This is a genomic window from Chryseobacterium sp. SG20098 (assembly GCF_031844745.1).
In the GTDB taxonomy this organism is placed as follows: domain Bacteria; phylum Bacteroidota; class Bacteroidia; order Flavobacteriales; family Weeksellaceae; genus Chryseobacterium; species Chryseobacterium cucumeris.
On record NZ_CP134622.1, the window covers coordinates 1459447 to 1485021 of the forward strand.

At 36.0% G+C, this 25575-nt stretch carries 23 protein-coding genes; 12 read left to right on the plus strand and 11 right to left on the minus strand.

The features are described from left to right. Window positions 1–33: 33 nt before the first annotated feature. The gene (locus RHP76_RS06735) at window positions 34–2538 is read right to left on the minus strand and encodes a PIG-L family deacetylase (protein ID WP_311229780.1); all 2505 of its coding nucleotides are present in this window, start codon (window positions 2536–2538) and stop codon (window positions 34–36) included. A gap of 460 nt (window positions 2539–2998) precedes the next feature. Here RHP76_RS06735 and RHP76_RS06740 point away from each other — a divergent pair, with 460 nt between their 5' ends. After that, window positions 2999–4216, plus strand: a complete 1218-nt coding sequence (locus RHP76_RS06740) for a phage tail-like protein (protein ID WP_311229781.1) — start codon at window positions 2999–3001, stop codon at window positions 4214–4216. 34 nt (window positions 4217–4250) lie between these two features. On the opposite strand, the gene RHP76_RS06745 is transcribed toward RHP76_RS06740, so the two are convergent. Further along, complete coding sequence (locus tag RHP76_RS06745) at window positions 4251–4790, minus strand: hypothetical protein (RefSeq protein ID WP_311229782.1); 540 nt, start codon at window positions 4788–4790, stop codon at window positions 4251–4253. A gap of 90 nt (window positions 4791–4880) precedes the next feature. Here RHP76_RS06745 and RHP76_RS06750 point away from each other — a divergent pair, with 90 nt between their 5' ends. The 4 genes from RHP76_RS06750 (at window position 4881) to RHP76_RS06765 (ending at window position 8875) form a co-directional block, all read left to right on the plus strand. Then, a complete protein-coding gene (locus tag RHP76_RS06750) occupies window positions 4881–5114 on the plus strand; it encodes a helix-turn-helix domain-containing protein (RefSeq protein WP_002977873.1) in 234 nt (77 codons plus the stop codon). 133 nt (window positions 5115–5247) lie between these two features. Next, window positions 5248–6270, plus strand: coding sequence for an AlbA family DNA-binding domain-containing protein (locus tag RHP76_RS06755; RefSeq protein WP_311229783.1), 1023 nt, complete (start codon window positions 5248–5250; stop codon window positions 6268–6270). A gap of 187 nt (window positions 6271–6457) precedes the next feature. Then, window positions 6458–7864 carry a hypothetical protein gene (locus tag RHP76_RS06760; RefSeq protein WP_311229784.1) on the plus strand — a complete coding sequence of 469 codons (1407 nt, stop codon included), beginning with the start codon at window positions 6458–6460 and terminating at the stop codon, window positions 7862–7864. 108 nt (window positions 7865–7972) lie between these two features. Then, window positions 7973–8875: a hypothetical protein gene (locus RHP76_RS06765; protein WP_311229785.1), complete on the plus strand. Its 903-nt coding sequence runs from the start codon at window positions 7973–7975 to the stop codon at window positions 8873–8875. A 165-nt stretch (window positions 8876–9040) separates the two neighbouring features. Here the strand turns inward: RHP76_RS06765 and RHP76_RS06770 are convergent, their stop codons facing one another. From RHP76_RS06770 to RHP76_RS06780, 3 genes are all read right to left on the minus strand, one after another. After that, window positions 9041–9586, minus strand: a complete 546-nt coding sequence (locus RHP76_RS06770) for a hypothetical protein (RefSeq protein ID WP_311229786.1) — start codon at window positions 9584–9586, stop codon at window positions 9041–9043. Continuing rightward, a complete protein-coding gene (locus RHP76_RS06775; RefSeq protein WP_311229787.1) occupies window positions 9561–10043 on the minus strand; it encodes a hypothetical protein in 483 nt (160 codons plus the stop codon). The genes RHP76_RS06770 and RHP76_RS06775 overlap by 26 nt, the downstream gene beginning before the upstream one ends. A gap of 116 nt (window positions 10044–10159) precedes the next feature. Then, window positions 10160–10831 (minus strand): hypothetical protein, encoded by a 672-nt coding sequence (locus tag RHP76_RS06780; protein ID WP_311229788.1) that lies wholly within the window; start codon window positions 10829–10831, stop codon window positions 10160–10162. Window positions 10832–11278: 447 nt separating this feature from the next. Here RHP76_RS06780 and RHP76_RS06785 point away from each other — a divergent pair, with 447 nt between their 5' ends. The 4 genes from RHP76_RS06785 to RHP76_RS06800 all read left to right on the plus strand — a co-directional run bounded on the left by RHP76_RS06785 (window position 11279) and on the right by RHP76_RS06800 (window position 13044). Further along, window positions 11279–11731, plus strand: coding sequence for a PA2169 family four-helix-bundle protein (locus tag RHP76_RS06785; RefSeq protein ID WP_311229789.1), 453 nt, complete (start codon window positions 11279–11281; stop codon window positions 11729–11731). 107 nt (window positions 11732–11838) lie between these two features. Continuing rightward, window positions 11839–12387 carry a type 1 glutamine amidotransferase domain-containing protein gene (locus tag RHP76_RS06790; RefSeq protein ID WP_311229790.1) on the plus strand — a complete coding sequence of 183 codons (549 nt, stop codon included), beginning with the start codon at window positions 11839–11841 and terminating at the stop codon, window positions 12385–12387. A gap of 121 nt (window positions 12388–12508) precedes the next feature. After that, window positions 12509–12826, plus strand: coding sequence for a hypothetical protein (locus RHP76_RS06795; protein WP_311229791.1), 318 nt, complete (start codon window positions 12509–12511; stop codon window positions 12824–12826). A 47-nt stretch (window positions 12827–12873) separates the two neighbouring features. Then, entirely contained in the window at window positions 12874–13044 is a 171-nt protein-coding gene (locus RHP76_RS06800) for a lmo0937 family membrane protein (protein ID WP_047433678.1), read from the plus strand. Window positions 13045–13122: 78 nt separating this feature from the next. Here the strand turns inward: RHP76_RS06800 and RHP76_RS06805 are convergent, their stop codons facing one another. Next, window positions 13123–15033: an amidohydrolase gene (locus RHP76_RS06805; RefSeq protein ID WP_311229792.1), complete on the minus strand. Its 1911-nt coding sequence runs from the start codon at window positions 15031–15033 to the stop codon at window positions 13123–13125. Window positions 15034–15521: 488 nt separating this feature from the next. Here RHP76_RS06805 and RHP76_RS06810 point away from each other — a divergent pair, with 488 nt between their 5' ends. Beyond that, window positions 15522–17918, plus strand: a complete 2397-nt coding sequence (locus RHP76_RS06810; RefSeq protein WP_311229793.1) for a hypothetical protein — start codon at window positions 15522–15524, stop codon at window positions 17916–17918. A gap of 100 nt (window positions 17919–18018) precedes the next feature. Here the strand turns inward: RHP76_RS06810 and RHP76_RS06815 are convergent, their stop codons facing one another. The 4 genes from RHP76_RS06815 to RHP76_RS06830 all read right to left on the minus strand — a co-directional run bounded on the left by RHP76_RS06815 (window position 18019) and on the right by RHP76_RS06830 (window position 22258). After that, window positions 18019–19029 carry a S41 family peptidase gene (locus RHP76_RS06815; RefSeq protein WP_311229794.1) on the minus strand — a complete coding sequence of 337 codons (1011 nt, stop codon included), beginning with the start codon at window positions 19027–19029 and terminating at the stop codon, window positions 18019–18021. Between the two features lie 69 nt (window positions 19030–19098). Next, complete coding sequence (locus RHP76_RS06820) at window positions 19099–20157, minus strand: serine hydrolase domain-containing protein (RefSeq protein ID WP_311229795.1); 1059 nt, start codon at window positions 20155–20157, stop codon at window positions 19099–19101. A 154-nt stretch (window positions 20158–20311) separates the two neighbouring features. Beyond that, window positions 20312–21451, minus strand: coding sequence for a helix-turn-helix domain-containing protein (locus RHP76_RS06825; RefSeq protein WP_311229796.1), 1140 nt, complete (start codon window positions 21449–21451; stop codon window positions 20312–20314). A gap of 237 nt (window positions 21452–21688) precedes the next feature. After that, the gene (locus tag RHP76_RS06830) at window positions 21689–22258 is read right to left on the minus strand and encodes an REP-associated tyrosine transposase (RefSeq protein WP_409193526.1); all 570 of its coding nucleotides are present in this window, start codon (window positions 22256–22258) and stop codon (window positions 21689–21691) included. A 241-nt stretch (window positions 22259–22499) separates the two neighbouring features. On the opposite strand from RHP76_RS06830, the gene RHP76_RS06835 reads away from it, so the two are divergent. After that, the gene (locus RHP76_RS06835; protein WP_311229797.1) at window positions 22500–22970 is read left to right on the plus strand and encodes a hypothetical protein; all 471 of its coding nucleotides are present in this window, start codon (window positions 22500–22502) and stop codon (window positions 22968–22970) included. A 112-nt stretch (window positions 22971–23082) separates the two neighbouring features. Here RHP76_RS06835 and RHP76_RS06840 read toward each other — a convergent pair whose 3' ends face one another. Beyond that, window positions 23083–24744 carry a lamin tail domain-containing protein gene (locus RHP76_RS06840; RefSeq protein ID WP_311229798.1) on the minus strand — a complete coding sequence of 554 codons (1662 nt, stop codon included), beginning with the start codon at window positions 24742–24744 and terminating at the stop codon, window positions 23083–23085. A gap of 343 nt (window positions 24745–25087) precedes the next feature. On the opposite strand from RHP76_RS06840, the gene RHP76_RS06845 reads away from it, so the two are divergent. Next, window positions 25088–25573: a GNAT family N-acetyltransferase gene (locus tag RHP76_RS06845; RefSeq protein ID WP_311229799.1), complete on the plus strand. Its 486-nt coding sequence runs from the start codon at window positions 25088–25090 to the stop codon at window positions 25571–25573. Window positions 25574–25575: the final 2 nt, after the last annotated feature.

Sequence of the window (25575 nt, forward strand, 5' to 3'; positions counted from 1 at the left end):
ACCAGATATTCCAGTTTTTAAGTTGTTTGTTCATCAGTTTTTCTGTGCAGATAAAAAGTTTAAAAATAAACGTGCAGCTCCTACATTTCCCGCAGGCAACTGTCTGAAAAATGCTAACGGTGTATAAATAAAATTACCCTTTCCGTATCTGGCATATAAAGTTGATCCCTGAAGAGGCTCTTCATCCGTATCATGCATTTCAAAAAGCGGTTCATATGCGGCATCCCATTGAGCAGGGAAATAGGCACCACGTTCCTGTACCCAGCCTTTAAAATCATCCGCAGTTATTTTATTCGGAAAGTTCAGTAATTTATGATTGGGATTTAAAAACCTAACCGCAGCATTTTCTTCAGTAACACGCTTATTGGCAATAGTGAAATTGTACATTCCCAATTTGTCAGCGGTTGTATCCTGGTTGGTATTATACTGCATCACCAGATTACCTCCGGCTTTGGCATAGGACCATAAAAACGGGATCCAGCGGCCCAGCTTTTTCTCGGTGTTATTGGCACGAACACCCAATACAATGGCATCATATTGTGATAGTTTGTTTTGATTGCCGTTTCCGCCGGATTCATCTATGTTTCCATAAAAATCTTCGTCTTTCAGGATATCTACCTGAACACCTGCAATGCGCAGAAACTCGGGAATAAAATCACCCGCACCTTGTATGTAACCTACTTTTTTTACTTTCGCCTGAATATCGCCTTTCATTACTGTCACAGTGGCAGGCGCAAAATATTGCAGGGAAGGCAAATGCGGATACTGAATTAATATTTGTTTTTTATTATAGATAGCCCCATCTGCAACATAATTGGCGTCCAGTTGCAAACGGTTTGAGCTTAGGGAAGCAAGCTTAGCTTTTGGAATAACGTAATCGAAAGTAAAATCTTTCTCTTTTATAGAATTTACTTCAGCACTTCCTAATCTTTCTCCGTTATACATAAAGTTCAAAACACCTTTATTGAACGGTTTGTTGGAATTCATCTTAAAATGTAAACTCAAACGTAAATCTTCATTTTCTTTGACCCAATAAAGTGATTGTGTAAATTTCAGTTCCAATGCTGGAACAATGCGCAAAGCTTCGACCACATCACCACGCACCGGATCTAATTTCTTGAAAGATAAAGGAAGCTTAACCTGAAACTTTTCTGAACCGATTTTTAAACCAAGTAAAACATTCAGCGGTGATTCTGCCTCCGGTAAACCGATTAAAGTATCATTGGGAACGGAGAAAGTGGCGGCATTCACGGGAGGTTTTGCCAACCAGTAAGGTTCTGTGAGTGCTGCATCAGCAGGAATCTGAATGTCGTGCTGAATGGTAATTAAAGAATCTTTTGATAGTTTGCGATTGAAGTTTTCTGATTGACTTAGCCATTGTACGTCCTCTAAAATAACAGGATCTGCAGCTCTTGAAATCAGATTTAACCTGAAAGTGTAATGATCTCCGGCAACCGCTTCAGCCTGATTGGTAACAACCTCACCCATAAATCCGGCACAGCTTAAAATAATATGGTCAAGAGATTTAATTTTATCCTTTTTAAAATCTCCATCTTTGATTGCCATGACCTTTTTTCGCAAAGCAAGCAAAGCAGGTAAGCTGAGGTCTGGATGATTGAAATTGAAAGCAGAAATAATCTGATCCAATGACTGATCAATATCAGCGTTTCCCTGTGAAGTCCAGGTTTTAGTAACTCCGTCAAAAAGAGTTGCTTCTGCAGGCTCACCGGCAACGTGGGCAAAATATTCTGTTCTGATCCCGGCTACAGACTGTGTTCCTGCTCCCTGGCTTTTATGCAAACTTCTGCTTAATCCGGCCAATTCTCCGTAACCCATTCCCAGTTGAGCGTCATATTGCCCAACGGTCACTTTCAGTTGGTTTTCAGCAGTGGTATTCACTCCACCAAAGCGGAAAGTATTCCACAATACGCGTTTTGGCTGCCATGCATTCACATATTTCAGTTGATCCGGGAAAGCCGTTTTATCACCTGCCAGCTTAAAGGCTTTTTCCGCTACCACAGCCGAAGCTGCATGTTGCCCGTTCCCTGCCGCAGCAGTAGGAGGAAAACGACAAATGATAATATCCGGACGGAATTTACGGATTACCCAGACTACATCTGCTGTAATACTGTCTGCATTCCATTGTTTAAAAGTGTCGGTCGTATTTTTAGAAAACCCGAAATCAATCGCACGGGTAAAAAACTGTTGGGCACCATCTAACTTTCTTGCTTCCAAAAGCTCATGCGTTCTGATTAAACCCAATGCAGCACCTTGTTCTGTGCCTAATAAATTCTGCCCGCCATCACCTCTGGTTAAAGACAGATAGCCCGTTTCTACATTTTGGTCGTTGATTAACCAGGAGAGCAATCCCGTATTCTCATCATCGGGATGAGCTGCAAGGTATAAAACTTTAGGAAGATGTTTCAGCGTTTTGATTTCACGGTAAATTTCAGATGATTGGGAAGGCCGGACCTGCTGGGCCGAACAAAATACCGTATAAAAGCCAAGGATAAATACAGTGCTTACTTTTTTGAACATTTAAATTTGCTTTGCGGCAAATATAAGTAAATCCTCTTTCTTTCAACATTAAAAGAATCAGGCTGTGAATTTTACAGAATTTTTTTTAAAAATTAACCGCAAAGGCAGAAAAATTTTATTGTTTAAACACTTTAGTACACTTCACAAAGTTTAAGGAAACACTACATAATGAAGTTCACATAAGATGAATATCTTCGACTTCTACAAAACTTTAGTGGACTTCTTAGACACAAAGTAGATAGCTTACATAACTAAAGTGTCTAAAAAGCTCTTGTACCTTTTATTGCTCATAAAAAAATGAAAATTAGCCGATAAAAAAAATGAAATTTTTATCGTAAAAAACATATCATAATGATACTCAATATTACCAATTAGTTAATTTTTATCAATCACAAACTTCTTTTTTTCATTTTTCACAAAAAAAAGAATTATATTTGGTTCACACAAAATACACCCTCATATGAAAACAAAATTTACACATCTCACTGCTATTCTTATTTCAGGTATTTCTTTTGCCCAAGTAGGGATCAACACAGCTTCACCTAAAACAACATTGGATGTATCTGCCACAAGGGACACTTCAGGAGTGATTACGAATAACACACAAACATTCGGATTACAGGCCCCAAGGCTTACCAGAGCTGAGCTTACAGCCAATACCGCTACCTATGGCACCAATCAGACCGGCGCATTAATTTATATTACGGACGTCACCGGCGGAGATGCCACAGGGCAACGTATCAATGTTACTGCTATGGGCTATTATTATTTTGACGGAACAGTATGGCAAAGACTGACACAGGCGACCAATGCCGTAGCTCCGGCAATTTCTACATTACAGTGTACCACAGCTTACTTAAGTCCTTCTACTTATACTCCCGGTACTCCTTACACCGGAAACCTGAGAGTTACTTATAGCGGAGGAAACGGCGGAGCATATAATTCAGGAACTCCTTTTACCATCAACGGATTGACTTTCCAGTTAAGACCGGGAACTTTAGAGTTTGGTGATGGCGAACTGGTATTCTCAGTAAGCGGAACTCCCACCACTGCTAATGACATGACTATTCCGATGACCAACAGTACGGTTTCTTTCCTAACAGCAGCGCAAAACTGTACCGCTACAGTGGGAAATAGCAGCCGTGCAGACATTGCACCTGTTGCAGCAATGGGATATCCTACTCTGACAACTGATTCCAACGGGAAACAAGCCTATACTTTTCCTCTTGCTACCCCGGATGGTAAGTATTCTATCAGAGTAATATTTGACACCACCAGTGGTACAACCGCTGCAGTTCCAAATGTACAGTTATTTAACAATACAGGTTCTACCGTAAATCTATATTGGAATTACAATACCGAATATGGCGGTTATATTGGAGCAGCTCAAACTACCAACAATATTACTTCAGGAGTATGGGGCGGTATGGGAGATGCAACAGCTACCTGGTTTCCTCAAGGCACCGGAGCAGTAGGAAGCGCTTACTGGGGGAACGTAGGGATTATAGATGGTTCCAGTGGCGGACCTGAGCATAGAAGATATACCTGGATAGACAGCAACGCTTCTTCAAAAACTGCTTATACCGCAACCATTATGGCAGGAGCCCCCACCTCAGGGAGTGCCCAACCCAACCTTTCTAAAATTTACATAAAGATAGAGCAAGTAAAAGCTCAATAATATAATGCCCCTGAAAAAGGGGCATTTTTTATTTTTAACGGGTTTCAGTTATCTTCTTTTCTCTTCTTCTCTGAAGAATAAGATGTGCAGCATCCAGCATTTTCACTGTATGGATGTAGGGCATCACGATATTTCTTTCCGGTAGATTTTCATAAACACCCATTGAAAAATAGACGATTCCGGACATAAAATAATCAAATTCTTTGAGGGTGTAGGCACTGAAGGCTTTTTTAAAAACCAGCAGAGGATTCCGGTATTCTTTCTCCGAAAGAAGGCCAAGAACCCAAGGGGAAATCTTTTCAGATTGTGTATCGACCGTCCATTTTCTGTTCTTCAGCATGATGAGATATCCTGCCCGGATCAATGACCTCATCGACTGATGAAACTGGAAGATCACCGCCGGATCTTCATGGATCCAGCTATTTCTCTTTACCGCATAATTCATAATGTTGCTGAGCCTTTCTTTGGAAACATCCAGCTCATTGAACTGAAAGAAAGTTTCCATCAGCTGCAACCCGGAGTGTTTTTTATCTGCCCGAAACCGGGAATCGAAGTTTGTTCTGCTTTTTTTCATTGTTTGTATTTTTTTATAAATGTAAGAAAAGAAATTCAATTACGGTCGATCGACCGTAATTTTTTATTATTTAATTATTTCATTTGTTCTATGACAGATATAAACGAAAAAATTTGTTCATACATTACAAAAAAATGGTTGATACCTTGGCTTCAGGAAGGCAAGTCACAAAATTCTTTTGCCAAAAATCATGGTGTGGAAGAAAGTACCATTAGAAAAATTAAAAGTGAAGAAACTTACAGAATACCTGTTGAAACACTTTTTAAAATATGTGAAGCAAGAAAAATTAGTTTATCTGATTTCTTTAAACTTATAAATGAATAATCCTGACGAAAGTTGGGATTTTTTTTGGCGAAATTTTCAAAATCTTTAAGAAATTCCGTAAAAATACTGATTGAAAATTTTAAGAGGATTTTTATTTTTGTTTTTTTACGGAAATCCGTAAACTTCTATTATAATGAATTTTGTAAGTTTGAATATATATAAGAAAGCTATGACACACAGCCTATCTATTTTTGGGAAAAATATTTTTGATTTGAATTATCAAGATCTCGAACTATTCTTTCAAACAGAACAGGAAGAAAAATTGAATTTAGAATTTAAATCATATGTAAATCAAGGAACCCATAAAGAAAAGGAAAATGTAATAAAAAAAAGTGTCTGCGCATTATTAAATTCGGAAGGTGGTATTATTATTTGGGGAGCACCAATTGAATCTAAAGATACAAATGGAAATACAAAAGCTTCAGGGAATCTAACTCCTTTTGATTCTGGTTTAGATAAAGATAAATTAATAAATACTTTATCAGATTCAATTATACCGATGCCTATTGGAATCAAAGTCAATTTTTTAAATGATGGAAATGGAAAATTTGTTATAATAATTGAGGTTGAAAAAAGTATAGAGAGACCACATCAATATGATAGTCGCTATTATGTTAGATTAGATGGCCAGACAAGGGTTGCTCCTCATTATTTAATTAAAGCTTTGATTAAAAGTCAAGATTTCCCAATTATAAGAGGACATATAAAATTGAAAAACATCCAAATTTCTGGAAATGATATTTTTTTAACATTCCGATATTTACTATTTAATACCTCACAATTCAATAATGAGAAAAATGCTTTTATAAGAATTGTGATTCATCCTGGGGATATATATATTAATCAAGCTTTGATGAGCAATCCTTATGATAAAGATTTCCCTTTAATAAGCCATGGCAGACCAATTATGTCAAGCTTTGTTATCAAATTAAACACTTCTCAAATTCAAAATAAAATTGATATCATTTTTCAATTTGGAGGAGAAAAATCACCTTCAAAAGTATCAACATATAAGTATGACATTATGAGAAATTTTGTTAGCGGAGATGTAACAGATGAAAACATATATTTAGTTGAAAAACGTGAAAACTCTTTACCATCAGATGTTTCAAGCAATACAGATGATGATAATATCAAACAACTTCTAGATTTATAATATTGCACTAAATTTAGAAAAATTTAAAAAGAATTCAAATGTCTACTGTTTGATATTAAGGGAGATTAAAACAACAAAAATTATTTGGGCAAAACTATTTTAAAATAATTTCTAGTTAGATTCAAATCCTTTAATTTAAAAATATCAAACTATTATAAATTCTTACACAAATACAATTAATTAATGAATGAAAAAAATCACAAGTATTGGAATCGAAATACCTTCAAATGGAGATAATTATATAAAACTTGATAGTAAAAGATCACTTTCAGAAAGTGATATTGTTATTTTTAGTCCAGATTTTGGTCATAGTAATTATTCAACATATGATAATTTTAATTCAAGCCAGACATATGAAGGGAAAATGTTATATACGAAAAATTCTTCCGCTAAGATAATTGAACATTCCAAACATTGGAAAAATGAGATTCTACATTTTGCAGAAAATGGAGGAACAGTATTTTTTATTTTAACAAAAAGAGAAGATTTTTATATTTACACTGGAAAAAAAGATTTTAGTGGAACAGGGAGAAATCAAAAAACAACTGATTTAGTCACCCCTTTTTCCAATTATAATTTCTCCACCATCCAAACAATCGAATTCACATCTGCTAGTGGTTCATTTGTCAACCCTTGTAATAACTTATTTATTGATTTTCACAAAAGTTTTCAAGACTATTTGTCCTATGATATATATCTTAAAGGAGAAGAACTACAGGATCCTATTTTTACGACTAAAAATAAAGATCGGATTCTAGGTACAATGATGAAAATAAAAAAAGGTCATATTATATTCTTACCTAATATTAATTTTGATAAAAAAGGATTAGTAAAATATAATACAAAAAATAATCAATCTAGTTGGACACCAGAAGCAATTAGAATAGGTAAGTCTCTTCTAGGCAATATTGCTGAAATTGATAAGACTTTAAAGAAATCAATGGAAAAAACACCTAAGCCTAATTGGTTGCAATCGGATGAATTTAATTTAAAAAATTCATTGGAAACAGAAAACTTAATCAAAAAGAATGAAATAACAATAAATAAAAAAATACAAGAAAACGAAAAATTAAATCTTTTGCTTGAAGAACAAGAAAGTCTTAAAGACCTATTATTCGAAAGTGGAAAGCTTTTGGAAAATGCTGTAATTAAAGCATTAACGATTCTTGGCTATAAAGCAGAAAATTATGATGATGGGGAATTAGAATTAGATCAAATTATTTTATCACCAGAAGGCGAAAGATTCATAGGAGAATGCGAAGGTAAAGATACAAAAGATATTGATGTGACCAAATTCAGGCAACTGCTTGATGGGTTAAATGCTGACTTCGAAAAAGAAAATGTAAAGGAAAAAGCATATGGATTGCTTTTTGGAAATGCACAAAGACTGATTGCACCAAACGAAAGAAAACTTTCATTTACTGCAAAATGTCTAACAGGTGCTAAACGTGAAAAAATTGGGTTAATTAAGACAGAAGATTTATTTCGAATATGTAGAATAATTCAAGAAAACAATGATAGTGAATACGCTGCTCAATGTAGAAAAGCTATTTTTGAACAATTAGGAGAAATAATTATTTTTCCTAATAAATAATATTACTACAACTGATGATAGAATCCAAAGACAATCCCTATTTCTTGAAATCTCATAACTGAGATTTTATTCCAAATAAACTAAAAACAAAAACTTTTCAACTAAATAATGGAAGAATTTCGAATCGGAACTATAAATATATTTAATAATAATCAAGAAATAAGCTTTAGAGGAAATATAACTAGGAATGAATTTGAAATAATAAGAAATCACTCTTTAAATATACATCATCATATTATGAATCAGGAGTTGTTCTATATCTTCTTGATGAACTTCCTAGAATTTAATAAATATTTTGAAAGTGTTATTAATTCATTTTTAGAAAGAGAAAAGTTTAATCTTCTAGACAATAACTTACCCGAATTAAAGTATATATCAAGAAATGCAAATAGATTTTTATTCAATTATTTGTCTTCTGCAAGAACATATTTAGACCACACTGAAAGGTATCTCAAAAATAAATATGGTAAAGATTCTATTCAATTTCTTCAATTTAAAGATTATACAGGTTATCTGTATGATAATTTCTTTGAATATAGGTTTATTTATAAGTTACGAAATTACGCTCAACATTGTGGACTTCCTATAAACAGCATTACTTTTTCAGTCGAAAGTAAAGATATACTAAAAAAAACAATAAAATTGAATCCTCTATTTTTAAAAACGGAATTAAGGAATAATTATAAAGAATGGGGAAAAAAGTTAAATGAAGATTTCGAATTTCAACCAGAAGAAATTAGTGTCAGAAAAATAATTGGAAACTATTATAAAAACATTTGTGATCTCAATAATGAACTGATCAAGATAGAAAGTGATTCCTTAAGTACAAGCATTGAATATTTAGAAAATTTTAAAAAGACAAATTACTCTCAACTGAATATTACAGAAACAACTCAATGCTGCGTTTTTTATGATTTTACTTTAAAATACCCAAATTCTTATGAGGGATCAACATTTTCAACTTTTATATATCCAAAAGAAATGATTGACACAATAAAAAATTACAGTTAATACTACTAAATCAATATTTTTACGAATCTTATAGATTATTTTACCCCGCTCTCCGAAGTCTCCCAACTTTGCAACAAGTCTAAAGGAAATAATCTTTATTACTAGCTCAAAGTCGGGAGACTTTACGCAGCAGAGCAAGCTATCTCTTTTTAAAATAAGCGAAAGCTAATAAGCAAATCCAAGTCTGTTTTTAACATGCTTACTTTCTTCCTCTCTTAATTTCTGATTGGTCATGATCTCATGTTCTTTATTTTTTTGGATAACCTTAAACCAATGTATTGCGGGAATCAGCCCGTTGGAATGTAATTCAAGCCTGATGATGAACTCATCTGTCGGCTTTCGATGATTATTAATATATTGGCTAAGTACAGCTGGCTTCACATCAACCTCAACAGCAAAATCCTTATCTTTTTTCTCTTGTCTGCTTACGTACTCATTTAAAAAAAATCCAAAACTAAAAGCTTCCAGATATTGACTGCTATCTATATAGTCTTCCAATTGAAACTTTAGCTGTAACAATCTTGAATACATTTTTTGACGATGAGTACGATTTTCAAATTGTTTCCGGCGAGCTACCCAGAAGTCCTCCTCCTCTTTTTTCTCTTTCGCATTCAAAATTTGATCGGTAGGAAAGACAAAAGCATCCGCAAGTTCTTCACCTGTCAATTTTGAAAAATCTGTTTCCTTAATTTCCTTCCTGTTTGTCTTCATAATATTCCTGAATTAATTGTAATGAATTTTCACCTTCAGTGATCAAATATATTTTGGTTGACTGTAATCCATATTGCTGCATATAATGTTTTTCAAGCTTTGTTTTTGGCTTTAAGCATACATACCCTTCAAATCCTTTTTTAAACGCTTCTCTGCATGCAAATGCAATAAGACAACCTGCAATCCGGCTATAATTCTGCGATTTACCAACATTTTCTTTGGAGGCCGCCAGAAGTCTGATTTCCAAAGCATAATCCTGTGGCCGTTCTTGTATTGATAATAGCCCTATTGGTTCTTCTTTCTCTTCTACTGTTAATTTATAGACATGAAAGTCTTTTTCTTTGTTCCAATTAAAATCAAATCGCCTGGTTTTATTAATTTGCGAAATTTCAGCAGCATCAATTTTAGTTATTGTTGCTACTTGTTTCTCACCCGTGATTCTATTTAATACGTACATTGCTTAACAAATATACAAAAAAGTTTACATATATTGTAAACTTTATCTCTAATTACTTCTTTTTCAGATAGCTTAACCAGCAACTTAAAGTCGGGAAATTTTGCGAAGAGAAATAACTACCTCTTTCTAATGATATCCCTCGTAAGATAGATATAATTAAACATACAAAACGTCGCTAGCGCTCCAAACGTATGCCACAAAAAGTGGGTACCGAAGCTGAACCATTCCCACTTATCAGCGATACGGAAGGTGAGTGCAAAAACAAACGACAGCACCGCAAATCCTACCCATTTGCCGGCTTTCCATTGGGTATACATCAGATACCTGAGTACCGAGAAAACTACCAATGAGGCCATGATGGCATAATTGACATTGATAAAAAGAGAAGGATTATCGATCAGAATCCAGTTTCTTAAAGCAAACATCAGAGCGACATATCCCAGAACCATTACAGCAGCATAGTACCATCGGGTGCTCTGCGCTACAAAATAAAACCCGGCAGACAGGCATAATAGCATAATCGGAAGCCAGTCCATCATAATAAATACCGGCCATTGTCTGAAAGAATGGTAAACCGTTCCCCCAATGGCACCGATATATAATAAAACCAGGCAGTAGGTTAAAAAAGGATATTCTTTGAAGTTACCTTTCAACTTAATGGTCCAGAAAATGGCTATGGCTAAAAACAATAAGGCTGTTAATGCATTGAAAGGCTCAGGGAACAACTGAGTCATATCTGTTTCTTTATATAACAGGCCTCCATCCGGAGGTATCACGTTTATCGGCATTGTCTTTTTTATATTATATGGATAGGCCTGTTTTGGAATGTAAAATACAAACACAAGCCATTTTTCTAAACATGAGTAAATCATACACTTACTTCTTCTAAATATAGAAAAAATTATGGCATCATCTCTCTGCGTGCCCAAATTATATTTTATTGCAGCTGTCTTTCTACTCCATCAAAAGAAGCCAAACCTGAAACCGTTATCAATTCTTTTTGCTGATAAAATAGCCGCCGGTAAATGCTTTTCAGGGAAATATTTATTCGTAGCGCAAACCTGATAAACCTCTGTGGCACTTTTGATTATGGAGTTCTTTGCAGTTCTTCAGGTATTTTAATTAAGATTTGTTTTCAAAATTTTAAGTTTTTTTTAAATACCACATCTTTGCAGATATCCCGTTTGAGGCACAGCACTTGCAAAGTTCATAGTACCAATTTAAAATATAAAAATATGAACAACGAGAAAACAGTTTCAGTATTGAATGATTTACTGAACATTACCAACGACAGAATTCAGGGATTTTCGAAAGTGGAAGACAAAGTTTGGGATGAGTATCCACAGCTGAGAGCAGACTATGATACCATGGTAGCCCAGTCTCACAAAATGAAAAACGAATTGAGCAATCTGATTACAGAAAGAGGAGGCACACCGGATCAATCAGGATCTACTGCAGGCGCCGTCCACAGAGCATGGATTGATGTTAAAAATTCTTTTGCTGCAGATACAGCCGGCTCTACGTTAGGAAATGTTGTATATGGTGAAAGTGCTGCTATAGACGCGTATCAGGATGCATTAGACAGCGGTGATCTTTGCCCGGAAAGTTCCAGGGTGGTACTGGATCAGCTTCATCAGCTTAAGGCTTCTCATGATAAATTTGAAGTTCTTGAAGATTTAAAAAAGTAGATATCCTCTTTCTCATGAGGTAAGTTTTTATTTAATCATCACACAACAATCGAACGTTGTAATCGGAGGTCACAGACCTTCCGATACTTAACACAAAAAACAGTACTATGTCAAAGAAAATCGCAATACTGGCCACACATGGCTTTGAAGAAAGTGAATTAAGCTCACCAAAAGAATATCTTGAACAACAGGGATGGACCGCCCATATTGTAAGTCCTGAATCCGGAAGTATTAAGGCATGGGCAGAAAAAGACTGGGGTAAGGAATATCCGGTAGATCAAACGCTCGACAATGCAGCGGCTTCAGATTATGATGCGCTGGTATTACCGGGAGGCGTTATTAATCCGGACCTGCTGAGAACCAATGAAAAAGCACTCACCTTTGTAAAAGATTTTTTTGCCCAGCATAAACCTGTAGCAGCCATTTGCCACGGACCGCAGGTACTGATCAACGCGGGTGTGGTAGAAGGAAGGAATCTGACTTCCGTTAACTCCATCAGCCAGGATCTAAAAAATGCCGGTGCACACTGGGAAGACAGCGAGGTGGTAGTAGATGCCGGACTCGTGACGAGCAGAACACCAAAAGATCTTCCTGCCTTTAATGCCAAAATGGTAGAAGAGATCAGGGAAGGAAAACATAAGGAACAAACGCTCTGAAACTAAAAAGTCTGGTTCTGCCAGACTTTTTCTTTTCATCAAACATTTATATGCCTAAAAAGTACCACATTTCTATCTTATGGCAAAAAAATTGTAATTATTAAAATCAAATCACAATCGTATGAACAATATAGTAAAAATTACATTGGCTCTTGCAGCAGGAAGTTCTTTGCTTTATATGGGCCTGCGAAAGAAAGGCAAGAAAAACAAAGTATATCTTGCCCCTGACGGAAACACTTATAAAGAAAACCAGATTTACCGGACTTACGATAATAAGCTTTATAAGAACGGCAAGGAGTTTCATTATCCCATGCCCAAGTTAGAGGATGATCAGTCTTTCAATAAAAATTACAGTACTACCACTGATACCATTTATTCAAATTATAAAACTGATCATAAAAGCACACAATACCACCATAAAGGTTTAAGGCATCAATAAAGTGAAGCCGCCACTACACCACAACACTAACCACAAAAAATAATATTATGAGAAATCTATTATGGCTTGTTGCAGTCATCTGCATCGCTGTCTGGCTACTGGGAATGCTAGGAATCATTCCGGGTATGGACACAGGAAGCTTAATCCACACACTCTTGGTTGTTGCCATTATTGTTGTTCTGATCAATATTTTTACCGGCAGAAAACCTCTTAATTAAAAACAAAAAATCAGAGCAGAAATAATCTGCTCTGATAGGTATTTAATTAGCAACTATTTAAGCTCTTTTCAGAACCTTTTATGATTTATCTGAAAAAACAACATCTTTCTCTGTTACTGTTTTTTCAGTCTTATGATTCACATACACAGGTATACCGCCTACCCAGGTTTCCAATACCGGAATGTCTCTCATTTTCATATACTGTAATGAAGGTGTATTCAATGAAAGAGGATCCTGTTCCAAAATAACGAAATCAGCAAAGTATCCTTCATTTAACGATCCTACCCATTTATCTGCATAACACTGCCAGGCAGCATCATAAGTAACGGCAATTAAGGCCTGCTCCGGGGTAATACGTTCCGCGCTGTTTAAGACCTCAATATCGTTTGGATTTTTTTCCATGATTCTGGTAATGGATTGTTCCATCATTCTCAGAGGACCTAATGGACTCACCTCATTGTCGCTGTGAAGGGTAATTCTCATACCGGCAGCAAGCGTTGAACCACAAAGATCAAGCATTTGTGCTTTTTCCCCGAATATTACTTCTTTAAAAGCATAGCCCCAGTAGCCTACGTGGCCGATCAGGAAACTTGGAGATACTCCCATTTGAAGCATATTGGTAATTTGCTCTGATGTCAGCAGTGAACAGTGCTCAATACGGTTACGAAGCTCCGGACCTCTATATTGAGCCAAACTACTCTGATAAGCATTAATGGCAAATGTTACTGCCTGATCTCCATTAGCATGAACCATCAGCGGCCAGCCTTTTACAGCGACCACGCTGTTGATTAATGTATTATAGTTCGGAGGAATCGTATGGGCCGGAATACCTGTCTGCGGAAAATTAAATACCCCTGTGTTGTTCGCAGGATTACACAGATAAGGAGTGCTCTGATAACCTGTCAATCCCTGGTTGGAACCATCTGAAACCACTTTAATATGCCCGTAATATACAGGTTTATAGTGCTCCGGCTCTTTATAAGGTTCCAGTTTATCAACATCTTCCTGGCTGGAACACAGATAAGCACCTCCTGTTCTTACGCGTTCCGGGTGAGTCTCGAAGTATTTGGTTAACAGTACTTCTGAACCTTTATTCAGTCCGGCATCATACATAAAAGTAACCCCTCTTGAATTGGCTGTATTGAAAAGATTGGTAAGATATCTGTTAATCTCTATGCTCATCGCAATGATCTGCAGCTTTACCGTCTTCAATGCAGGAGTCATTTGTAAGCCTTCCTGCAGCTGACCTTTGGTCTCAGCAATATAATTTTCAACGGTTTTATACTCGGTACTGATATCGGAATTATGTTTAAATACATATTCCAGCGCCTTGGTATTCAGATAAAGTGTATGCATAGAAGCACTTAACAACATCATCGGTGTCGTATGATTAATACTGTCAAGTAGTATATTATCGATGGTTATTAACTCTTTTTTACCATCTTTTTCCTTAAAAGGCATTAATGACGGGTCTAGACCTCTCCCTAAAATAACAGCCCCCGGAATTTTAGGAACATGATTGTTGATGATGGTCCCTACAGAGGTCAGGTCATAAACAGCCTTTAAATTCTGTCCTTCAAAAGGGCTCAGATCCAGCCAGCCCTGCATCATTGCTGTTGGAACCATATGAACATGGGGTTCTATCAGCCCCGGAAGCAAAGTTTGAGTACCGGCTAGTTCTTTTCTTTGAAACCCTTGATAATGCTGTTTCATATACTCTTCTACCTGATCTTTTGTACCAGTCACCACTACTTTTCCATCAGCGATCCCAACAGATTCAACGGTAGCTGTTGATCCTCCAATCATAGGACGGATGATTCCTCCGCATACCATCAGAGTTTGTGGTTTTTCGTGGGTGGCTTTTCCGGAACCCGGATTTATTTTGGTCATATTTTCTGCACTGAAAAGTTCTTCTTTAAGAACATCCAAAACAGGATTGTGGCAAGAGCAATGAGTACAGCCCTGCGTGTGATTGTGTGATTTTTCCATGGGAATAATTGGATTTAAGGATTGTGTGTAAGCTTAATTTTGTTTGTATTGATTTTGAATTATGCTTTATTTTGATATACATAGAACTACAGGCCTCTCATCAGATGAGGCCTATTGATAATTTTAAATTAAAAGGATTTTTTAAGGTTCTATGTCAGGTTGAATTCGGGAAGGGTAATAAATTTCATATATTTTCATGTTTTAGTTTATTTTATAAAAATAATAAAAATATTCATTCAAAATATTTTTTATCACTAAATGTTGATTAAATTCACATCTCTAAAATTTTAATTTACAGCACGTTCCTGTTTAATTCACAATTCTCTATTGGTATTTTCCAATACCTCACCATGCACTGTATCTCAAGATTTTTGACTTGAAAACATCATCAATTTCTTTTCACTCTTGTGAAATAACATATAAAATATCAACTCCAGAAGTCTTTAAATGATTACATTAGCAAAGAATTAAAATGTGCTGAGATTTCTATGAAAAATATGTTCTGTGTATTGCTCCTTTCAATGGTACAGCCTGTACTGGCACAAACCAAGTTAGAAAAAGCAATTACCAATCTTGAGGATCATTACGAGCAGGAAAAAGTATATGTACTTACGGACAAACCGCAATATGCAGCTGGTGATAAAATCTGGTTCAAAAGTTTTGTATTTGACGGATATAACCGCTCTGAATTATCCACTACGCTTTTTGTTGAGCTGTATAATTCTGATAAAAAATTAATAGACTGGAAAACGGTACTTCTTACGAATGGTGAAGGCAGCGGAGATTTTCAACTGAAAGAAGATCTTCCCGAACAGGTTTATTTTGTAAGAGCTTACACCCCTTACATGACCAATTTTAATGAGGATTTCCAAATTGTCAAAACAATTCCGGTTTACAATCCAAACTCTACAGAATCATTGGTAATCTCTAAAAGTTCTGATTGGTCTGCCAAGGTCTTCCCGGAAGGCGGAACTTTCATTAACGGTATGCCTACAAAGTTTGCTGTAAGATTATCTTCCAATTCTTCTCTGCCGGAAAACTGGTCCGGAAAAATTATAGACAGCCAAAACCCCAATACTCCTGTTACTACATTCAAATCTTTTGATAAAAATGTCGCTTCTTTTAAGATAACTCCGGCATCCGGAAAGAAATATCAGGCCATTATTCAGGACAATGCAGGAAAAAGTCATACAATAGATCTACCACAAGTTGCCGACAGCGGCCTGAATATAGAGGTTTCAAGCTCTAAAGAAGGGATAAAGTACAATTTAAAAGGTGTCAATCTCAAACAACAGCTTCAGGGTTATAAAATTATTGGACTGATCAACAACCATCTTGCTTACAGAGCCAATATCAACCACCTGACGAATGAGGCATCAAGCCTTATTCCTACAAAAATCAGTAGTGGTGCCAACGGTATCCTGCAATTGGTTATTCTTGATGAACAGGACAATGTGGTGGCACAGAGGCTTTGCTTTATAAAACCTGGTAATTTAAAGGTTGAGAAAGCAGAAATAGTAGGTCAGAGTTTAAAACCAACACCAAGAGCTTTCAACAGTATCGATCTTTCTCCGGAATCTTATTTCAAAAATTATACAGTTGTGGTAAGCGAAGATAATGGTAACCCAACTCCTGAAGAAGACAATATTCTGAGCGGGCTCTGGCTAACGGGAGATTTTACCACAAGAATAGACAGCCCTGCACAATACTTCGCTAAGAATGCCAACACTGAAGCTTTGGATGCACTTCTTATTTCAGAAAACTGGAAAAGATTCGACTGGAATGCTGTACTCAGCGGAACTGTACCTGCCATTAAAACCCAATCTCAAAAATACCTTTCTTACAGAGTAAAACCTATTAAAAATAATGCTCTGCTGCCCAACACGAGTATCAATTTATTATCAAAATCCGGTCAAAGCCAGCCTGTATTCAGCCAATTCAAAACAGATCAAAACGGATATATCTATTTAAATAACCTCAATAATGATGAACCGCTGGAAGTTTCAGCCTTTGTCAATTCAGAAAATAAAGAATCAGGGAATCAGGATTTGTTTGTCACCATAGAACCGTTAGTCACACCTTCCCTATTTAAGGGCAATTTCCCGGCTACAAAATATACATTGGTAAAAGCTGATAAAAATAAAACTCTTCCTCCAACTATCTCCAGAGCCATCAATACGCAAAAAAATATAAAAAAGAAAGAGAGTAATGATATACAAATTCAGGAAGTTGCTTTAGTTGGAAAAAAGAAAGATGCGAAGGCAGATCTTGATAAACAACTTTCCAGCGGAATGTTCAGTTCTGTCAATTCTACTGTATTTGATTTCGTGAATGAAGACCAGCATACGTCAGGATACACCAATATTTTAGACTGGCTGCAGGGAAAAGCTGCCGGCCTGACATTTCAGAGAAATAATTCAGGAGCCAACGTTCCTTATATCCGGGGACAGCAAGCCAAGCTCTTTTTAGATGAAATAGCTACCGATCCCAGCATGATCTCCACTCTTCCCATCAACAATATTGCGATGGTAAAAATCATCAAAGGATCAGGATTGGTAGGTGATGCCGTAGCCATCTACACAATGAAGGGCAATATGCAGGCTAAAAGCAACGAAAAAGAAGTAAAAAAGAACAACTCATCCATCATCAAGGGTTATGATAAACCTTCAGAATTCCCTATTGAAATGATAGATAATGATGCTCCTGAAAAAATTGAAAATGATACGCGTGAGACACTGTACTGGAATCCTAATTTATTTGACAGTGATTATGTTCCGCCAAGAATTAAATTTTTCAATAACGACAGCGCCAAACAATTTAAAGTGTTGATCATAAGCTTTGATGAAGACGATAATATTCTTTATGACCAGCAGGTTTTAAAATAAACATATGGGACAAGTTATATTTAGCTTGTCCCTTTTTTATGAGTATGCTTTTAAAAATTTCTTTTTGCATTATAATAGATAGCAATAACTTTCAATTCAGTTATTGTTCCAGTTGATGAATAAGATTTTTTATTTCGGATGGAGTTAGCTCTGTTTTTGTTCCAGTTTTTAAAATGTCTTTTAAAATTTTACGATGAGCCACTTTTAAAGCATCTTTAGCCTCTACTTTCAGATAAGGATTCAACCCGATATGCTCCCAGTTTTTACCATCCAGTGAAGAACTTACTTTTCCTGTAGGAACAAGTAGTAAATATTGATTTTGAATAACAAAAGGATCTACCGGATTGGCTGCTCCAGGGGTTTTCTCCCCTATTATTTCGGCCAGATGATGCTCCCGCAAAAAGTAGGCAAGTCCGTCTGCTGCAGAAAAAGTATTTTTACTGGTCAGGATATAGATTTTCTTATGAAGATATTTCGTTCCTGAAACTTCTGCCTGCGTGCTGTTGGTTACGATTTTATCTTCGTGTCTGAAATAAGTGGTATAAAGATCTGTTTTCTTATCAAAAAAATAGCTACAGAATAGCAGAAGCATATCATTATCTCCCCCTTGATTTTCTCTAAGATCAATAATCAAAGCGTTTGTATTGGCAACAAAATTCATAGCAGCAGCTAGTGTATTGGCACTGGATTTTGGGGAAGCAAACCCTTTAAAATTGATATATCCAATATTTCCTTCCAACCGTCGGACACTCTCAAAACCAAAATTCTCAAGACTGTTGTGAAAATCGTGCAGTTTTTCTTTTTCTTTCTCATCCACTACCTTTTCGGGGCTATAGTTTTCCAGATATCTGAAAGAAAAATGGTAGTCTTTTATATCCGATCTGAGTTTCTTGCCAATAAGCGCTACAAAATCATTTTTATTCAACGTATTCAATGTTCCTTTTTTAAGGTCATTTTGAAATGAAGAATCTACTTTTTTGTAAGCTTCTTTATCTACATAATAGCGCTTCACTTTTTCGGTAATTTCAGAAAGAACCCTTGTTTTGTCGTCCTTCTGTGCATAAGACAGCAGAGAATGAAAGAGAACAATTCCGATCACTAATTTTTTCATGAGAAATTGGTATTTATTTAAATAAACAGGAGTATTTTTTAGTTGTAAAAACTTATTATCATTTTACATTTATTGCAGAACCGTATCATAAATCTTATTCAGAAGATCCTGTCTCATCTTTGAATTTCTCTGATCAAGAAGGATAATAATTCCCCACTTTTTAGCCCTGTTATAACATAGGATGGAAGACTGCCCCATAGAATCTCCGGATTTTATATACAGTGTATTCTGATCATCCGTTGAGATATTTAAGCCTAATCCCATTTCTCTTTTTTCATCCTTGTAAAATATCTTCTCCCCTATTATAGAAGCCTGTCCTACTTTGGTTTTATCATTTAATACAGCCTTTAAAAACCTAATCATATCGGCTGAATTAGATTTCACTAATCCGGCAGGCGCTGTAACATTCCAATTGAAAAATTCCTGAATTCCTCCATCCTGATTGTGGCCTGTTGTTCGGTTTTTTACATTAAAATCTTTCGTTAATGTAGTAGTCATTTTCAGGGGATTTATTAATTTTTCTCTAACAATAACATCATAGCTCTTCCCATATGCCTTTTCCAGAATCTGTCCCAATAAAGTATAACCTATGGTAGAATACCTGTATTTGCCATAATCTTTTAGCTCAGTGCAGGTATTGATTAAAGTGGTCAAGGTATTTTGGGTCACACTACTTATAGGCTGCTGAGGATTCAGTTCTATTAATTTCGGAAAATCGATATCAGGCAATCCGGATTGGTGAGAGGCAAGATCTGAAATTCTGATTTTGTTTTTAAGATTTTGATGCAAAACATATTCCCTGGGAAGGAAACCATCTATATAATCATCCAGTTTTATTTTGCGGTCTATCACTGCCTGAGCAATTAAATTGGCAGTTAATATTTTGGTGATAGAGGCAATTTCGAACAGAGAATTTTTGTCGATCTTATTTTTATTTTCAGCATTCAGATTACCATAAGAAGTAAAATGTTCTTCGTTATTATTGATAAAACCAACGCTGATTCCTACTGTTGGATTTTTCTTATAACTATCCTGAATAATAGAATCAATCTTTGTAGAAAATTTTTGTCCGAAAGTAAAGCTGCTTAAAAATAAAAGACCTGCTAAGAATGGTAATGAAGTTTTCATTGTATCGTTTTTTAATGTTAAATATTAATTTCGATACAAAGATGTGGAAGCTCCTCAAAGCTGGCGACCGAATAAAAGTAATCGTCCTCATTTCTCCGGAAAAATACGTTCGGATCATTCCAAAAAAGCGTACGAGTAATTACAAAATACTATATTACAAACTTTTACGATACAACGTAGGCGTAGTTCCCGTACGTTTTTTGAAGGCAGTATTAAATGAAGATTTTGAATTAAAACCCACTTCATATAGAATTTCAAGAACTGTTACCTTACTTTTGGTTTCATCTTTTAGGATCTCCATTGCATGTTCTATCCGATAGGTATTTACAAAATCATAGAAATGCTGTCCTAATTGGTGGTTGATCAAAAGAGACAATTCACGGACCGGAATTTCAATTTCACCGGACACCTCCTGAATGGTAAGAGAAGAATTAAGAAAAGGTTTTTTCTCAATCATATAGTTTTTTAATCTCAAAAGTTCTTCATTATATTCACTGTTGCTTACCGTCGGTTCTTCATTGTTTTTCTCTTCCGAAACCATCTCAGATACCAGTTTCAATTTTGAATCCACGTTTCTGAAAAGCTCAGGATGATTGAGTGCCTTGAAAAGATACCAGCAGATAATGAAAAGGGATAATAATAAAAGCCCAGCCTTTATCCCCTCTGAAATGTAAACATAGTCCGAAAATTTAAGGATGTTTTTTAAAAGGGCTATGCCATATACAATACACAATACCACCGTAAACTGAAACAGCCAGTTGTAGGAGTTTATATTTTTCCCTGCATAATTTTCAAGATAAAGCGTTTTCGACTTTCTTAATACCCTGAAAACCGCAACGAAGTAGACAACCATCTGAACATGCAGTATAATATGATTAAACTTCAGTTCCATCATGTTCTGGCGGTTTTCAATAAAGAGAATTTTTCCTGCAGTATCTACGCCATAGAAACGGGGCACTAAAGCAAGATTAGTAATAATAAACGGAATCGCATGCAGCAAATGCTGAGGTTTCAGTTTGAAATCCGAATAACAAACAGATAATACATAGAGATAAAAAACCGGAATCTGCAGAAAGACAAACATGTTTTTGAACATTCCGAGGTTAGATGGCCCGTCCACCATCATATAAAACAAAGGATCACAAATATCAATAGCGTTAAGGATCAGAAAAACAGCAAATAAAACATTACTTACCTTATGTTTGGTCTTTACGGTAACGAGGAAAATAGCAAGAAGTATGGAAATGAATATAGAAACCGAAGCTATAATAATTAGTAAATTACTCTTATCCATTCCTTATTTTTCTTTGTTTTGGGTTATTATATTTTTAAGTTTTTGGTGGGTATTCCAGCGATCTTTTGAGAGTCCTGCCCCAACCATGCAAATATAAAAATTTGATTGATACTGGCTGGATTTTTTATCTTTTGTATGGAAGATGAAAGAAGGGAGTTATGCTCTACATCGTTACTATAAGTAGATCAAATAATACACACTCTGCTACCGCACGATTGCATCGTGTGGTTCTTAGCCTCATAAATCAAACATCCTAAAGACAACAATATGATCTAAAAGTCCTTTCTCATCAGCATAATCTATGGCACTACTGTATCTATAATCTTCTGCACGGAAAACTAAACCTGCTGCTACCGGATTTTGATGTACATAATTAATTTTCTGGTTAATTACTCTATTACTCCACAACTCAATAGGTTTATTATCATGTCTCCAAAATTGATATTGAATTACATTTGAAGTTTTTGAACCTTCTTTGAGAAAGAAATCTAATAAAAACTGTTTTCTGCTTTCTGTAGGATTTTCCTTAATTGCTTTCACAATGGCTTTGCTTGTGAATCTTTTAAAATCACCAATCATAGCTTCCGGTTTCTGCCCATAGATACTTCTGAAAACTAAATGTACATGACTAGACATGATACACCATGCATGTATTTCCATTCCCTTGCTCTTCTGACAAAATCTTAAAGACTCTAAAAGAATTTCTTTATACTCATTTCTAATAAAAACATCCAGCCAGCCTACAACAGCAAAGCTTACGAAATATACCCCTTCAGGGTTATGAAATTTGTAATTACGACTTATCAATTATGTTTTTTATAAAGATAAAAAACTTTAAGAGAAAGTGGTTGGAATAGAACCACACGATGCAATCGTGCGGTAGCAAAGGGTAGTAAAGAGGTACAAATAAAAGTAGCACTCTATTTTTTACTTTATCCCAACTTATGTCAGGAATCTTTTCACATGAAAAGCAGTAAGAATTTTCAAAAAAAACATCATCTTTCAAAAGAAACTCCCAAATATTCCGTTTAATTCTTAAATTTGGCTTATGCGAAAGAATCTTTATTTCATCCTTATATTATCTACGCTTACCAGCTGCTATACCTATCAGGTAAAAAAGCCAGTGGATCCGGCTGTCAACAATAATCAAGGCCCTAAAAAGAATACCGATATAGCGAATAATACTTCTTCTCAAATGATGGGGACAACTACTGCCGCTCCAAACATGAATGCACAGCCAGCCCCTGCACCGGTGAATGTTCAGGAAAAATTGGCTGCCGGTAAAAATGTCAGAATTGAAGTAGACAACAAGAGCTATAAAGTCATTGTTGACCGTTGGGAAGGAGACAGTCTCGTGGCACACCCTGTTCGCAATGCTAAGAAAAGTCTGAAATTCCACAAGAATCAGATCAATAGTGAGAGAATTGCAGAAAAACGATTTTCGCAGCCTATTGCTGATATTCTTACCGTTACGGCTTATGCCGCCATTGGGGTAGGAATCTATCTCCTGGTCAAATAGGTCCCAACCAAAAAAGTCTGAAAATTGACAGAATAAAAAAAACTCGAATTAAAATATAGCAAAATAGACTGCCTTGTTGAGACAGTCTATTTTATTATACGTATTTTGTTGTTTAAGGCCAGATCACCCCGGATTGTTTAGGGCTTGTCCATGGTTTTCCTGCAGGGCTTGTTCCAGGATGGGCAGCAAGACAGTCACTTACCCATGTAGCACCCACAGCGTGAGATTTTACTTTTTTTACAGAACAATAAGTAGTGCCGAAGTTATCTTTATACAGCTGATAGTTAGGATAAGCTCCTTTAGCAACTAACTCTTCATCATGAAGAAATTCAACGTCATCACTTACCTCAGCCGGATAATCTACAACCGCACCCAGAACCCATGCTATGGAATCTCTGTTGTTACCAGCCACCAGACTTGGCGGAGGACTGAGTGTAATCTTGATGGAAGATTTAGAATGGTCTACAGAGTAGGAAGAAGAATACGTAGATTCTTTAACGCTTGCCAACGGAATTCCTAAGAAAGAGAGCGTGGCTGAAGAAGATTGCTCAAAAGTTTTCTGAATACTTTTATAATCTTCACCTGTTACCATGATCTCTACAGTAGGATAATTGGAAATCGCTACTCCATTCAGTAACCCGAAAGGTCCTTCCGGTCCGAATTTCATCCCCGGATCGGGAGAAAACTTATATCCTGAGATATTCTCTTTGTCTGCGCTATTAATCTGCGCTTTACGGATAGGGTCAAACCACGCCCAGTACATATTGCTGGCAATATTAAAGTCTTTGGGTCCAAAGTTCACAAGCGTAACTCCCGTAAACATCATCGAGATCTGGATGGAGTTTTTGCTGATTGCAATATCTTCACTGAAATAATTGGCATTCCCCCCAATTCCTAAGGTAAAGAAATCAAAGATAGGAATAGAAAAACCAGTCTTCCCTTCTACGGAAACACTGAAACGGCTTTCAGATTCACGGGTCACTTGCATATCAATCTGAGCGGTCTGAGAAGTATTTTTAAGCCCGTTTAAAATTTCGTTAAGCGGAGTGGTCACCTCAAAAGCCGGTAAAATACTATCGTCATTCAATAGCAGTCCGCCATTTTCTTTTTTAGGGTTCTGTAAATTCTTCAATGCTTTGGAAAGGTAACCGTTATTCATCGTTACATTGTTCTGTAATGATATCGTAGCTCCCAGCGCATCCAGATAATTGGCTAAGACAGGGAGAATAGGCTTACCGCTTGCCGGGGTCTTATTCAATAATGCATCAAGGTTATCACTCTTCTGAATCTGGTATAAAGTAGTGGAGGGATTCGCCCATTCCGTAGCTATTTTATCCATAATGATATCAATAGGCTGCATGGTATCGGTAGCAGGAGGAAGCGTATTATAAGCCGCTACCCAGGCATTGAGTAAAGCCATTTGCTGATCTGTAGCTCTTGTATGGGCATCATTCAGGACAGCAGTATCTTGTACAGATAAAGAATAATTGACTTTTGAGAACGCATCAATAAAATAATTGGTAAACACCTGATCCAGCTGCACTGGTTCAGTATTGGCTCTAAGGTTGGAAGAGATCCAGTCGTAAGTTTTCTTATTAAACTTCAGATTAGAAGGGTCCTGCCAGTAATAAGGAAAATTTCCTTTTCCGTTAATGGTGATCGCAGACAGTTTTGTACTTAAAACACTGGAAAGAATATCATTAGCTCTGTCTTTCAGTTCTGTAATAATTTGTGATGCTTCTACAAAGGGAGCAACATTTTCTGGATTTTTCATGATAATAATATTGATATGGTTCCTACTCTTTTCTTGGCTTTTCGGATGCTGCCGTTGTTCAGGGTTTTGAAGCTTCTTTTGAACATACCAAAGTAACGGCGAAAAAAGAGCGAATTTCAGAGTATAAGTTTCCGATTTTGAAGCCAAGTATTTGTACTGTAGGCGATAGGCATTTGTACGTATAAAAAACAATTGATTACTTTAAACATCAACATCTGGGAAAATCTGTTTCATCCGTGGGAAAAATAAATCTTCTATAATTTAATTTTTAAAGATCAGACCACTAGGTAAATAGCTTAAATAAATTCTATATTTGAAAACCAATCAACACCTATCTCACACCATGAAAGATATTCAACATGACATCAAACTCAGGCCGACTGTAGTGAAAGATTTAGAAACTCTTTTTCAGTTTCAGCTTGATGATGAAGCCAATCATCTGGCAGCATTTACATCAAAAGATTCCATGAATAAAGAAGCTTACATCTCTAAGTTCACCAAACTACTGACTGATCCCACCATCAACAACCAAACGATCATTGCCGGTACAGTGATCGTTGGAAGTATAGCCAAGTTTATCATGGAAGATGATGTCGAAATCACTTATTGGATTGACAAAAATTTCTGGGGAAAAGGTATTGCCACAACCGCTCTAAAAGATTTTCTCACAATAGAAACTACAAGACCAATTTTTGGACGGGTTGCCTTTGATAATCTGGGTTCACAAAAGGTTTTGGAAAAATGTGGTTTTGTAAAAATCGGTACCGATAAAGGGTTTGCCAATGCCAGACAAACTGAAATTGAGGAGTTTATTTACAGACATGACTAACT